At 55.0% G+C, this 12,478-nt stretch carries 10 protein-coding genes; 6 read left to right on the plus strand and 4 right to left on the minus strand.

Features of this window, described 5'->3' with window-relative positions; all coding sequences use genetic code 11:
• Window positions 1-56: 56 nt before the first annotated feature.
• Window positions 57-3,167 (minus strand): efflux RND transporter permease subunit, encoded by a 3,111-nt coding sequence (locus RUDLU_RS0115305; protein WP_019989278.1) that lies wholly within the window; start codon window positions 3,165-3,167, stop codon window positions 57-59.
• Between the two features lie 62 nt (window positions 3,168-3,229).
• Here RUDLU_RS0115305 and RUDLU_RS0115310 point away from each other — a divergent pair, with 62 nt between their 5' ends.
• Window positions 3,230-3,421 (plus strand): hypothetical protein, encoded by a 192-nt coding sequence (locus RUDLU_RS0115310; protein ID WP_157580228.1) that lies wholly within the window; start codon window positions 3,230-3,232, stop codon window positions 3,419-3,421.
• Window positions 3,418-3,762 carry a type II toxin-antitoxin system PemK/MazF family toxin gene (locus RUDLU_RS0115315; RefSeq protein ID WP_019989280.1) on the plus strand — a complete coding sequence of 115 codons (345 nt, stop codon included), beginning with the start codon at window positions 3,418-3,420 and terminating at the stop codon, window positions 3,760-3,762. Before RUDLU_RS0115310 ends, RUDLU_RS0115315 begins: the two co-directional genes overlap by 4 nt.
• Here RUDLU_RS0115315 and RUDLU_RS0115320 read toward each other — a convergent pair.
• The 3 genes from RUDLU_RS0115320 to RUDLU_RS0115330 form a co-directional block, all read right to left on the minus strand.
• Window positions 3,759-4,817 carry an efflux RND transporter periplasmic adaptor subunit gene (locus RUDLU_RS0115320; RefSeq protein WP_019989281.1) on the minus strand — a complete coding sequence of 353 codons (1,059 nt, stop codon included), beginning with the start codon at window positions 4,815-4,817 and terminating at the stop codon, window positions 3,759-3,761. The two genes, RUDLU_RS0115315 and RUDLU_RS0115320, sit on opposite strands and share 4 nt — an antisense overlap.
• A 154-nt stretch (window positions 4,818-4,971) precedes the next feature.
• On the minus strand, window positions 4,972-6,345 hold the full coding sequence (locus RUDLU_RS0115325) for a TolC family protein (RefSeq protein WP_019989282.1): 1,374 nt from the start codon (window positions 6,343-6,345) through the stop codon (window positions 4,972-4,974).
• Window positions 6,346-6,398: 53 nt separating this feature from the next.
• Window positions 6,399-7,019 (minus strand): TetR/AcrR family transcriptional regulator, encoded by a 621-nt coding sequence (locus RUDLU_RS0115330; RefSeq protein WP_027303094.1) that lies wholly within the window; start codon window positions 7,017-7,019, stop codon window positions 6,399-6,401.
• A gap of 238 nt (window positions 7,020-7,257) precedes the next feature.
• On the opposite strand from RUDLU_RS0115330, the gene RUDLU_RS0115335 reads away from it, so the two are divergent.
• The 4 genes from RUDLU_RS0115335 to RUDLU_RS0115350 all read left to right on the plus strand — a co-directional run bounded on the left by RUDLU_RS0115335 (window position 7,258) and on the right by RUDLU_RS0115350 (window position 12,387).
• Window positions 7,258-9,828: a bifunctional glycoside hydrolase family 9 protein/polysaccharide deacetylase gene (locus RUDLU_RS0115335; protein ID WP_019989284.1), complete on the plus strand. Its 2,571-nt coding sequence runs from the start codon at window positions 7,258-7,260 to the stop codon at window positions 9,826-9,828.
• A 125-nt stretch (window positions 9,829-9,953) separates the two neighbouring features.
• Window positions 9,954-10,577 (plus strand): thioredoxin family protein, encoded by a 624-nt coding sequence (locus RUDLU_RS0115340; RefSeq protein ID WP_019989285.1) that lies wholly within the window; start codon window positions 9,954-9,956, stop codon window positions 10,575-10,577.
• 55 nt (window positions 10,578-10,632) lie between these two features.
• On the plus strand, window positions 10,633-11,190 hold the full coding sequence (locus RUDLU_RS0115345) for a sll1863 family stress response protein (RefSeq protein WP_019989286.1): 558 nt from the start codon (window positions 10,633-10,635) through the stop codon (window positions 11,188-11,190).
• 486 nt (window positions 11,191-11,676) lie between these two features.
• Window positions 11,677-12,387 (plus strand): DUF3291 domain-containing protein, encoded by a 711-nt coding sequence (locus RUDLU_RS0115350; RefSeq protein WP_157580230.1) that lies wholly within the window; start codon window positions 11,677-11,679, stop codon window positions 12,385-12,387.
• Window positions 12,388-12,478 lie beyond the last annotated feature (91 nt).

A 12,478-nucleotide genomic window follows, 5' to 3' on the forward strand; every position in this document is an offset into this window, starting at 1 on the left:
AAGAGCGCGCCAACCGGGTAGCTGGCACGCTCTACTGAATGAAAAGAAACACCTGCTCAGGCCAGTTCCAGTTCTTCCGGCTGTTTCTGGAGTTCGACGCGCGGAGGAAGCAACTTGTACAAAACGGGCGTCACAATGCGCGACAACAACGTGCTCGAAATCAGACCTCCAATGAGCACATACGCCAGAGGTGAGTAGAGTGGGTTGTTTTCGATAGCCAGCGGAATGAGCCCGCCAATAGCCGTAAGCGACGTGAGCACGATGGGTACGAACCGAATTTCGCCCGCTTCCTGAATGGCCTCCAATAGTGGAACCCCTTCGGCCCGGAGCTGATTCGTAAAATCGACAAGCAGAATCGAGTTTTTGACTTCAATACCGATCAGGGCAATCAGGCCGATCACCGCCACGAACGAGAATGGGTCACCCGTGAGCAACATAGCCCCGATGGCTCCGATAATACCCAACGGAATCACCGACAGCACGATGAGCGTACTTTTCAGGGTACCAAACTCCAGCACGAGTACGGCAATGAACCCAAAAATCGTGATCAGGATAATGGTACCGAGCCCGCCAAACGATTTCTCACGGCTTTCGAGCTCCCCGGCGGCCTTGTACGAGAACCCGGCCGGAAACTTCATCGCGTCGATCTTTTGCAACAGGTCTTTGTACACATTATCGACCAGATAGCCGGTTTTGACAAAGCCCGTGATCGTTGTGAAACGGTCTTTATCGTAATGCCGAATTTGATTGGTACTGGTCTCAAACGTCAGGTCGGCCACTTGCCGCAGCGGTACGGCCCCTCCTGTGAGCGTATTCACGTACAGGTTGTCGAACACGCGCTGATCGGCTACGGCTCCTTTGGGCGCGTTGCCAGCGGGCACGGTTACGTTGATGGTATAATCGTCGGAGCCGTTGGGGCCGTTGGCTGCTTTAAACGTACCCACGTTGAGCCCCGCAATGGCAAGCCGGATGGTGCGGTTGATATCGGCCACCGAGATGCCCAGCAAACCCGCTTTTTCTTTGTTGATCCGCACCCGAATATCGGTTTTACGGGTGGCCAGCGGGTTGTTGATGTAGATCAGGCCGGGTGTTTGTTTGAGTGCCGTTTCAACGCGGGCCGCCACGGTGCGCAGGGTGTCGAGGTTCTCGCCAAATACCCGAATCGCAATGGGAGCCTCCTGGTCGGGGCCTTGTTCAAAATCTTTCACTTCGATCCGCGCATTGGGATAGTGCAGCAGCCGATCGCGGAGTTTGTCGATGAGCGCCCGCTTTTGAGTCGGCGGCATATCGTGTAACTGTACGAACAGTTGGGAGAAATTGGTAGCCTCGCTGCGCTGAATGACGTTGTAATAAATCCGGGGATTGCCTTTGCCCACATTCGTCGTGAAGTACTGAACCTCCGGCTCTTTCTTGAGCACCGATTCGACGTACCGGGCCACCGAGTTGGTTTCGGAAAGGCTGCTGCCTTCGGGTGTTTCGATGTTGATCAGAAACTGCGGTTTCTCGGAGGCCGGAAACAGGGCAAAGCCGACTTTGGGAACGAGGGCCAGAGCACCTACAAACAGCGCGAGGGCGGCCAGCAGGGTCAGGGCCGGGTGCCGGAGGCCCCAGTGCAGCAGTCGGCTGTATGAGCCGCTGATAACCCGTTTCAGAGCGCGCATAAACAGGTTGCCCTCCGGGTTGTGCGACTCCTTGAGCAGCCGGCTAGACAGGAAGGGGACAATCGTGAGCGATACCAGCAACGAAGCCAGCACGGTGGTGATGACAGCCATCGGCAGCGACCGGATGAAATCGCCGGAGGCTTCGGGTAAAAACAGCAGGGGCAGAAACGCCAGAATAAGTGTGGTGGTGCAGCCAATTACGGCCAGTGTAATCTGTTTGGTGGCCCGGATGGCGGCTTCGCGTTTGCTGTGCCCTTCCCGAATGTACCGTTCGATGTTTTCGACCACCACAATCGAATCATCGACCAGGATACCAAGGGCCACAATAAGCCCCACAATGCTCAACTGGTTAATGCTGAAGCCGAGGAAATTGAGCCCGGCTAACCCGATAGCGAGTGATAACGGAATTGAGATCATGACCACCACGGCGGCCCGGAAACCAAGCGGCAGTAGAGTGAGCGATACCAGCAGAATGGCAATCAGAAAGTCTTTGGCAAACCGACCGAGCCGCTTGCTGACACTGGCAGCCTGATCGAAGTTTTTGACCAGCTTGATGTGTGGGGGCAGGGTTTTGGCAAACTGCTCGATGACGGGGTTTACCTGTTGCCCTACTTTGTCGATGTTCATACCCACTTTTTGCCCGGCCGTGACCAGCACCGCCCGGTGCCCGTTGAGCCGGGTAATATGGGTCTCGTCTTCGTAATTGAGCGACACATCGGCAATGTCGCGGAGGTAAATAATTTTCTGCGCGGCCACGCCAGGCGGGTTGGTTGAGACAATCGTGTTCCGAATATCATCAAGGGAGCTGTAATCACCCGATGTTTTAACGTTGAACTTGCGCGTGCCTGCCTGAATGCTGCCACCCGGAATATTGAGGTTTTCGGCCTGAAGTGCGCCAATTACCCGGTTGACCGGAATGTTTTCCTGCGCCATGCGGTCGGTATTGAGCGAAATACGCACGGTGGTAGCGGGGTAGCCCCAGTCTTCGGCGTTTTTGAGGCTTTTTACTTTGGTGAGTTGCTCTTTCAGGCGGTCGGCGTGCTCGCCTAGCTCGCGGGTCGAGGCTACTTCCGACAGCAGCGCCACCTGTACAATGTTGACGTCGGTGGGGGAGAACTTGTTGATCTGAATTCGAAAAATATCAGCGGGCAGTTCGGTACGGAGGGCATTCACTTCCCGAACGAGTTCCTGGTATTTTTCGTCGGGATCGCTGGTGTAGTCGTATTCAATGCGCATCACGGCCAACCCATCGTCGATACTGGTCCGAATGGTATTGATATTGTCCAGCGCGTTGAATCGTTCTTCGGCCGGGTTCGCCACGAGTTTTTCCATGTCGAGGGCATCGGTGCCGGGGTACACCACAATGACGGCGAAGCTGGGGGCCGTAAACTCAGGGTCTTCGCCCCGGGGCATATTCAGCAGGGAGTTGACGCCCAGTGCCACCACCGCGACGAACAACACCAGCATAAACTGCCAGTTTTTAACAGAAAATTCGGAGAGGTTCATAATCCTGAAAAAGATTGGATCTAACGGGAATATTTGGTAGCTTCATTACTCATTCAGAAGCTATGGAAACATTACTTATTCGGGTTCGTGACGAAGCCGGCCGTGAGCGGGTACAGCAAGCTCTTCGTGATCTGGAAGGGATCGAAGAGATTGTGGCGCTACCGCCCGTTGATGAGGTTACGCAGTTGGCTGAAGCCACATTGGCCGAATCGTGGGAGAGTGCTGAAGATCAACGTTGGGACACATTACTATGAGCCTTGCGCTATATCAGCCCGGTGATTTGGTCGTTGTTCACTTTCCATTTACCGATATTACCTCCACCAAACGGCGACCTGCTCTGGTAATTTCAAATGAGGTCATAAACCAAACGGGCGATTATCTGCTCATGCAGGTTACCAGTCAGGTTAAACACGATGGTCTGTCGATTCCCCTGCTTGCTGCCAATTACAGTGGGGCACCTCTTCCGCTGACAAGTTTTGTACGGATTCACAAAATCTTTTTGTTGAATGAGTCACTCATTGTTCGGAAAGTCGCAGCCACACATATTGCCTTTCGGGACTACGCTGTGAGTCAGTTAATCAAGCTCATTTCTTAATCGCCCATCACTTTCACCTTCGATTCTTCGGTCAGAAAAGCGGAGCCCGCCGTGACTACCTCCAGCGTGTTGGTTAGTCCGTTGGTGAGCAGTACGTTACTGCCGTCCAGATACCCGATTTGCACCGGCTGCTTGCGTACACCCCGGCGGTCGGGCGTGAGTACGTACACGAAGCCTTCCTGCCCGTTGCCCTCCACAATGGCTTCAACGGGCACCAGCGCGTAGGAGCGAGACTGGTCGGGGGTGAGTTGGACTTTGGCAAACAAGCCCGGTGCAAACCGCACCTTACCCGGATCGATCCGGATTTCTACTTCGTACAGCTTGTTTATGGGGTCGGCGGCTCCGGCCAGCTCGGTCACTACCCCCCGAAATGACTGACCGGGGTAGGCATCGAGGGTTACAGAAGCCCGGTTGCCGAGCCGGAGCCGGGCCCAGTCTTTGTCCGATACACCCACCCGAACGACCCAGTCATTGGGCCGGTTGCCCGACACCAGAAAAACCGGCGCACCCGGCGCGGCAAGCTCGCCGTCGGTCATCAGCTTACGGGTCACGGTGCCGTCAACCGACGAGCGAATCTGTGCGTATGAGCGGTTAAACTGGGCTACGGTCAGGTTTTGCCGGGCCAGTCGGCTGCCGGTGGTGGCGTTCTGCATCTGTTCGAGGGTGGCGGCTGTATCGGCGTAGAGGGCTTTTACCCGGTTCAGGTCGCGCTCCGATTTCTCGACGGCCAGTTCGGCCTGATTCACCTGTGCGTTGATTTCGGTGAGGTCGAGGGTCGCCAGCAACTGCCCTTTACGAACGGTTTGACCTTCTTCGACATAGGTGCGGTTGATGATTCCGCCAATCTTGAACGATAGCCGGGCCTCTTCGGCCGACGACAGCAGCCCCGAAATCATAATGGGTTCGGCACGTTGCACAACCTGCACGGGGGCTAACCGGACGGGCACCACGGTTTCATCGAGGTTGTCGGTAGTGGCCGTTTGGTTGGGGGCTTCGGCTTTGCTGCCGCAAGCCCAGATAAGCAGAGCGAGGGATAGTGTAAGGAGATAGTTCATAAAGAGTGAAAGAGCGAAAGAGTGAAAGAGTGAAAGAGTGCGGGCCGCGTACGGTAAAGAGTGCGGGCCGCAACGAGTAGAAGAGTGTTTGAGGGTCGCGGACCGGTTCTGAGTCATTACATTGTCAGAAAAGCGTTCGGGTATCGTCTATTGGCTACCGCACGGCCGTAACCCGGTCGAGAGCCGCCCGCTTTACCCGTATATCCATCCGCGCGAGCGATTCGCCGATCTGAGCCGTGAGGTAGTCGTTCTGGGCCTTCAGAAACTCGATTAATAGGGCCTGTCCGTTTCGGTATTTGCTGTCAATCACACCCAGCGTTTGGCCAGCTGCGGTTACACCCTGTCGGGTAGTCCGGCCGTTTTCTTCGGCGGCTTCGAGCTCATAATAAGCCTGCACCACCTGCAATCTGATTTGCTGCTGCACCTCGGTTAGTTTGGTCTGTAGCTGCTCGGCCTGAATCCGGGACTGCTGAATTTTTGAGCGTTTTTCGTAGCCTTTGAACAGATCCCAGCTTAGACCCAGTTGCCCTACTGTATAGGCCTGATTACGAAACGTGTAGCCAAATCCCTGAAACCCCGCGTTGCCACCTACGTACACCGATGGGAGTTTGGCGTTGGCCTCGGCCAGTCGGATGGCGGTTTGTGCGGCCCGCAGCGACCCCTGTAACTGGGTGAGTTCTTTACGGCTGGCCAGAGCGGTCTCTTCCAGGCTCACCACCGATTCGGTGGGGGCAGGTAGCGGGGCGGTAAGCAGCGAACTGTCCACTCTGACGGCCGTGAGCAAGTCTCGGTTAAGCAGAAAATTTAGGTATGCCCGGGCCGTTTCGCGATTTTTCTGGGCTCCAGCCAATTGACCGTCCAGCTTACTTACTTCGTATTCGGCCGACGATACCACGTCGCGCGTGGCTACGTTGTTGGCTACCAGTTTCTGGTTGAGCCGCACCAGTTCGCGCAGGGTTGTGCGTGCGTTTTCAAAAATTCGGATGGCATCCAGCGTTTGCAGGTACTGGTAGTAAGCCGTAGTGATGTTGTACCGGAGTTCGTTTTCGATTACCTGCCGCCGGGCTTCCTGCGCGCTGAGAAGGTTTTTCTGAATCAGGTAATTGTAGTGAATATCAGTATTGTAGAGCGCAAACTGCACACTCACTTTGGTGTCGTGAAAGTTGTTGGGTGCCAGCAACTCGTTTACGTTCTGGAGGTTGGTCGGAAAGGCGTCTGAGCCGGTTAGGCGGTTGAGAGTGCCGTAAATCGGATTGAGCAGATCGCCAATCGGGAACTGAAGCCGACGCCCACCCGCAGCCATCGAGTAGGTTGGGTTGAACGTCAGACGCGGATAAAACAGGGCCCGCGCCTGATTGAGCGACTCGGTTACGCGGCTTACATCAAGCGTTTCCTGCCGCAGGGCGAGGTTGTTCTGCAAACCCAGCTGAATGTACTCGTCGAGTACCGAACTGGGCTGAGCCTGGGCCATCAGGAACCCCGGCCACAAGCAGGCCAGCCCCAACAGATACCGTAGTGGTCTTTTCATAATCGGTTGTTAGTTACTGAACGGTGTTTAGTGTATGACTAAAAAAAAGTGGCTTATTGCAGCCCCTTTTTCAATGTATGGACAAATAAGTCGAATGCTTCACGCATAAGCACCTGTCGGCGTTCTTCGGAAAACATCATCATGCGCTTCCTGAGAAACAGGGCTGTGTAGCCGTGAATATTGCTCCAGATCATCATGGCCGCTACCTCGGCATCGTCGGCGTGCAAAACTCCGGCCTTTATGCAATCCTGCACCACCTGCACCAGCATATTGAAGGCAATTCGTCCTTCGCTCCAGATGTCCTCGCGGCACTCTAAAGCTTCCATCGGTGCCGTTACGATAAACATAATATCAAACAGCTCAGGGTTTTCGACGGCAAAGTTGATGTATCGTCGGCCCATTTCTACTAACCGCTCGAAGGGGTCTTCGAGGGCGAAAATAGGCCGAAACTCTTCCATCATCTTCGAAAAAGCCTGCTGATGAACGGCGTACAGAATCTCGTTTTTATCCTTGAAATACAGATAAATCGTTGCCGGACTGTATTCAATGGCTTCGGCAATGTTGCGAATGCTTACTTTCTCGTAGCCATTCTGTACAAACAGATGCCGGGCACCATCCACAATCAACCGGCGCATTTCCTCCCGTTCACGCTCTTTTCGCTCTAGAATTCCCATCAGGTCAACTTGGTGTTACAAACGTAATAAACACTGTTCAGTAAACAATAGTCGTTTACTTTTTTTGATTAAAAAAATGGTCGAACGGCTTTAATCAAGTATAGGTGGAGCCAACCGGCGTCTAAGTTCGTAAAAAAATGAGCCCCGGCTTAGTTTGTGGCACGTGAAGCCATAATTTGCGGGCCGATCGTTTCCGGTGAAATAGTTACCCCTTCGGCCTTTTTGTTACCCTTACTTCATGACGACTCGTATTCTTTTGTTCATATTGGCCGTTGGCTTGCTTGCCTTTGTGAAGCAAACCGACGAGCCGGGCGTAATCCGTATCAATTTGTTGGGGTACCGGCCTGCGAGTGTCAAAGTGGCTGTATGGGCAAGTCTGACCGACAAACCAATCGGCCGTTTTGAGCTGATTGATGCGCAAACCGACCGCGTAGTGTGGGGGCAGCAAGCCGGGCGGGCTTTCGGGGCATACGGCCCCTTCGCACAAACACACCGGCTCGATTTTTCGTCGGTGCGTAGGCCGGGCCGGTACTACCTCCGCACCGACGACGGCGGCCGGTCGCCCGAGTTTCGGATTGGCGAAGATGTGTATGACGGGACGGCCGACTTTTGCCTTCGGTACATGCGCCAGCAGCGTAGTGGGTTCAATCCGTTTCTGAAAGACTCATGCCACACGCACGACGGCTACACGCTTTATGGTCCTATGCCCGACAGTACCCACATTGACGCGACCGGGGGCTGGCACGATGCATCCGACTATTTGCAGTACGTAACCACCTCGGCCAATGCGACCTATCATCTGCTGGCTGCCGCGCGCGATTTTCCGGGGGCTTTTGGCGATGCGCACGCGGCCAATGGGCTCGAAGGGGCCAACGGATACCCCGATGTGCTCGACGAAGCCCGGTGGGGGCTCGACTGGCTGCTGAAAATGCACCCTACCGACGATTGGCTGTTTAATCAGCTGGGCGACGACCGCGACCATGCCGGTATGCGGATTCCGAAAGAAGATAAGTTGTACGGAAAAGGCTTCGAACGGCCGTTGTATTTCGCATCGGGTAAGCCGCAGGGGATGTTCCGGCATAAAAACCGGGCGACCGGGGTAGCTTCAACGGCAGGTAAGGTAAGTAGCGCCCTTGCCTTAGGCTATCAGCTCTGGCGCGATCGGCAGCCCGATTATGCCGGGCGGCTCTGGCAACGGTCGCAGTCGGCGTACCGGCTGGGCCTGCAAAAGCCGGGCAATTGTCAGACGGCCCCCGGCACAGCCCCTTATTTTTACGAGGAGGATAATTACGTCGACGATATGGAACTGGCGGCTGTGGAGCAGCTGAACGCCAGCAAGGCTACCGGCGCCAAAGCGGTCGAGTGGCAAAAACAGGCGCTCGACTTTGCCCGGCAGGAGCCGGTTACCCCCTGGATTCTGAACGATACCGCCCGGCATTACCAATGGTATCCGTTTGTAAACATCGGTCATGCCGAATTGGCCAAGCGCCTGCCTGGCCGGGAGCGCAAAACCGTGACCGGATTCTACAAACAAGGTATCGACATTATCTGGCAGCGCGCCCGGCAAAATGCGTTTTACCGGGGTGTGCCGTTTGTGTGGTGCAGCAACAACTACACGACTTCCTTTGCTACGCAGTGTTTCTGGTACCGGCAACTTACCGGCGATACGCAGTACGCAGCTCTCGAACAGGCCAATTTCGACTGGTTGTTTGGCTGTAATCCGTGGGGAACCAGCTTTGTGTACGGTCTGCCCGCCAACGCCGATACCCCCGCCGACCCGCACTCGGCTTTCACGCATCTGAAACAATACCCCATTGATGGTGGCCTGGTAGATGGGCCGGTGCGGGGCAGTATTTACGGGCGGCTCATTGGGATAACTCTCTATCAGCCCGACGAGTATGCCCCGTTCCAAAGCCGGGTAGCCGTGTATCACGACGATTATGGCGATTACAGCACCAACGAGCCGACCATGGACGGCACGGCCTCGCTCGTGTATCTGTTGGCTGCCAAACAGGCCGAAAACCGGGCGTTGCCCCCAGCTAAATCGAAACCAGCTTCGATCCGAAAAGCCGCGAAACCAGCCCTGAGCCCGGTTAAAAAGCCATTGGACGATAAGTCGACGTATTTCAAAGGCGCCAAAATCAGGGGCGACACCAGTCTTCGGCGTATCGCGCTGGTGTTTACCGGCGACGAATACGCCGACGGAGGAGAACACATTGCCCGGACCCTGCGGAAGCACAACGTCCGGGCTTCTTTTTTTCTGACCGGCCGGTTTTTGCGCAACCCGGCTTTGGGGGCGCTTGCCCGTCGGCTTGGGCGTGAAGGGCATTATCTCGGCCCGCACTCCGACGAGCACCTGTTGTATTGTGACTGGAAAAACCGGGACAGCCTGCTCGTAACGCGGTCGCAATTTGTGGCCGATCTGCGGTCCAATGAAGCCGCTTTGGCCGCTGTAGGTCCGCAACCCCAGGGGCCGCGCCTGTTTATGCCGCCCTTCGAGTGGTACAACGACACCATTGCCGCCTGGAGCCGGGCCGAGGGCTGGCAACTAATCAATTACACCCCCGGTACCCTCAGCCATGCCGACTACACCACCCCCGACGCGCGCAATTACCGCAGTAGCGAGGTCATTCTCCAGTCGATTCGTGACTACGAAACCCGGCATCGGTCGGGCCTGAATGGGTTTATCCTACTCATGCATGTAGGTACTGCCCCCGCTCGCACCGACAAGCTGTATGCACACCTCGACGCCCTGTTGACCGAGTGGAAACAAAAAGGGTACGCACTGGTCACGGTGGATGCCCTGTAACAACCCGTGCCCAAAGCCAACTGCCACCTCAGGCCCGATACGGCGTCTTTTTGGTCTGCCCGGACCAAACGAATTAATCTTTCCCGATTTGTTGTTGTCCAAGTGATAAATACATGCTTTCACTCATGAAAAAAATCGCTGGTCTGGTCTTGTTGGCGAGTATCGTATTGACCTTCGGGTTTGCGCAGGCTCAGACTCCAGTTGGAAAAGGGTACGCTGTGGGCGATGCCGTGACCGATTTTCAGGTGCGGAATATGGACAACAAGCTTATCAGCCTGACCGACTACCGGTCGCAGGCAGGTGTGGTGGTTGTGTTTATGGCGAACCACTGTCCCTTTGCGAAAGCCTACGAAGACAGGCTCATGGCTATCCACGGGCGCTTTGCGGCTCAGGGGTACCCGGTGCTGGCGATCCAGACTTCCGACCCGGCCATCTACCCCGAAGATGCCTTTGAAGTGGTACAGACCCGTGCGCGTGAGCGGTCGTTTTCGTTTGTGTACACGCTGGATGAAACCCAGTCGGTAGCCCGCAGCTTTGGCGCAACCCGGACCCCACAGGTGTTTTTGCTCAAGCGGGTGGGCAATGCGTTTGTGGTGCAGTACATCGGTGCCATCGATGATAATCCGCAGGATGCGGCCGGTGTGCAAAAGCGATATCTGGAAGAGGCTCTTGTGAGCCTTGTAGCGGGCCGCCCCGTCCCGACCCCGGCTACCCGACCCATTGGTTGTGCGGTGAAGTGGAAAAACTAATGGCACATCGTTTGCCATTAGGTTGGTCAGTAACAAACTACACAACTAACACAACATGAAACGTATTGCTCTTGTCATCAAGCAAATCAAAACCGTAGCCGGTGTCATGATGGTGGTCTCATCACTTGCCCTGCTCCAGGCCTGTGGTTCTGACAACAAAAACGAATCACGCACCGAAGACGCCATGGAACGTACCGGTGATGCCATTGAAGCCGATGCAAAAGATGCCACTGCTGAGGCTCGTCAGGACATAAACGAGGCTGGCGATAAGGTCGAAGCCACCGCCGACGAAGCAGCCGCCGATTTTGAACGCGAACGCCGGGAAGCCGTTGCCGACATAAAAGAAGAACAGGCTAAACTGGATGCCCGTATTGATAAAGTGCAGGCCGACATTAAAGCTCAGGGTAATAAGGTAAAAGCCGAAACTCGTGAAGAATTGGCCGAACTGGAACAGAAACGTAAGAATCTGGCTGCTGACCTCGACAAGGCGCAAAACGCCACCGCAGCGGCCTGGAAAGATATTAAGGCTGGCTTTAAGCAGGCAGGTCGGAGCATTGGTAATGCGTTCGACAAAGCTGAAGATAAAGTCGATCCCGACGGTAAAGACGATTAGTATTACCTTAATAGTGGTGGTTTTAAAACGCCGGTCTGCCATGCGGACCGGTGTTTTTTGTTTGGTTGATTCTCTGCCACGAAAGGAGTTGGGGTATGATTCTTTCTGAACGGGTGGTGAGCGTAGGTGATCGATTAGGTTGCTGGCAGGGGTTGGTTGCCAATAATGGTACGAAGTAAGATAAGCACAAGAGACGATGAGTACTCTACAGGCATCACTTTGAAGTAATTGTTGTAAGAGTGGGTGACAAACAGGTGTGGAAACAATGCCCCATCCGTGTAGAGGTATTGCCTAACTGAATAGTTGTTTCGAGCCGACGTCTACAAAAAATTGAAGACGTCGAATAATTTTTACTTAAATTTTTTTGCCCATTCTCGTGAGTCTACAAAAGCCGTATGAGCTCATATTCGTAACGGATTGTACCGGTCTGATTCGAACAATTGGGTAGCCTTTGGGGGTTTGGGTATTGTCAGTGTTTACAGCATTATGTCCATCGTAACGGTATCCGTTCTTCACTATCGCCCGGCTGCCCGATTTCGGGCGTTTGCCAATATGGGTCGCGTCCTTATGCGTCCGTTTACCGCCGATGGGTTGCGGTTTGGCAAACTCATGGGCAGCGGCCGAAATTTTGGCCTTATTCCGAACCTGTCCACCTACGTGTATATGGGGGTTTGGGATACAGAGCAGCAGGCTGGGCAGTTTCTGAATTCTCCCTCCTTTGCGCCGTTCCTGGAAGGTACCGATTCGGTCAGTACGCTTTACCTGACTCCGTATCACGCCCATGGCTTGTGGGATGGTGTTAATCCCTTTGGCGACGGTCGGCCTCAGGGTGCCACGTGCCCACCTAACCCCGATGCCCCAGTGGCCGTATTGACCCGGGCTACCATTCGCCTGGGTGCTTTACCTGATTTCTGGCGACACGTACCCGCGGCCCGTCAGCGGCTACTCGACCACAAAGACAATCTGCTTTTTGCCATTGGGGTGGGCGAGGCCCCCGTTGTACAGCAATGTACCATTAGTGTATGGCGCAACCGGGCGGCTGTTGAGCAGTTTGCGTACCGGCAAAGCGGCCACAAGGAAGTGGTTCGGCGCACCCGCGACCGGCGTTGGTACAGCGAAGAACTGTTTGCCCGATTTTCGGTACTTCGGTGGGACAACCCACCGGTGGCAATGGCCTCGGACGCCGGGTCTGAGTAGGCCAGAAGGCGTTTGGAGGATACGGCTGATAACGCTGTCTGTTCCATTCAGGGCCTCTACACGTGCCTCGGGTGTGACTTAATCAAAGAAA

The organism is Rudanella lutea DSM 19387, assembly GCF_000383955.1.
Taxonomy (GTDB): domain Bacteria; phylum Bacteroidota; class Bacteroidia; order Cytophagales; family Spirosomataceae; genus Rudanella; species Rudanella lutea.

What these genes read in the sequence shown, in the direction of transcription:
- RUDLU_RS0115340 (WP_019989285.1), top strand. Translation starts at nt 9,954, where the DNA reads ATGAAAAAAATCGCTGGTCTGGTCTTGTTGGCGAGTATCGTATTGACC.
- RUDLU_RS0115310 (WP_157580228.1), top strand. Translation starts at nt 3,230, where the DNA reads ATGGAAACATTACTTATTCGGGTTCGTGACGAAGCCGGCCGTGAGCGG.
- RUDLU_RS0115305 (WP_019989278.1), bottom strand. Translation starts at nt 3,167, where the DNA reads ATGAACCTCTCCGAATTTTCTGTTAAAAACTGGCAGTTTATGCTGGTG.
- RUDLU_RS0115320 (WP_019989281.1), bottom strand. Translation starts at nt 4,817, where the DNA reads ATGAACTATCTCCTTACACTATCCCTCGCTCTGCTTATCTGGGCTTGC.
- RUDLU_RS0115350 (WP_157580230.1), top strand. Translation starts at nt 11,677, where the DNA reads ATGTCCATCGTAACGGTATCCGTTCTTCACTATCGCCCGGCTGCCCGA.
- RUDLU_RS0115315 (WP_019989280.1), top strand. Translation starts at nt 3,418, where the DNA reads ATGAGCCTTGCGCTATATCAGCCCGGTGATTTGGTCGTTGTTCACTTT.
- RUDLU_RS0115345 (WP_019989286.1), top strand. Translation starts at nt 10,633, where the DNA reads ATGAAACGTATTGCTCTTGTCATCAAGCAAATCAAAACCGTAGCCGGT.
- RUDLU_RS0115330 (WP_027303094.1), bottom strand. Translation starts at nt 7,019, where the DNA reads ATGGGAATTCTAGAGCGAAAAGAGCGTGAACGGGAGGAAATGCGCCGG.
- RUDLU_RS0115325 (WP_019989282.1), bottom strand. Translation starts at nt 6,345, where the DNA reads ATGAAAAGACCACTACGGTATCTGTTGGGGCTGGCCTGCTTGTGGCCG.
- RUDLU_RS0115335 (WP_019989284.1), top strand. Translation starts at nt 7,258, where the DNA reads ATGACGACTCGTATTCTTTTGTTCATATTGGCCGTTGGCTTGCTTGCC.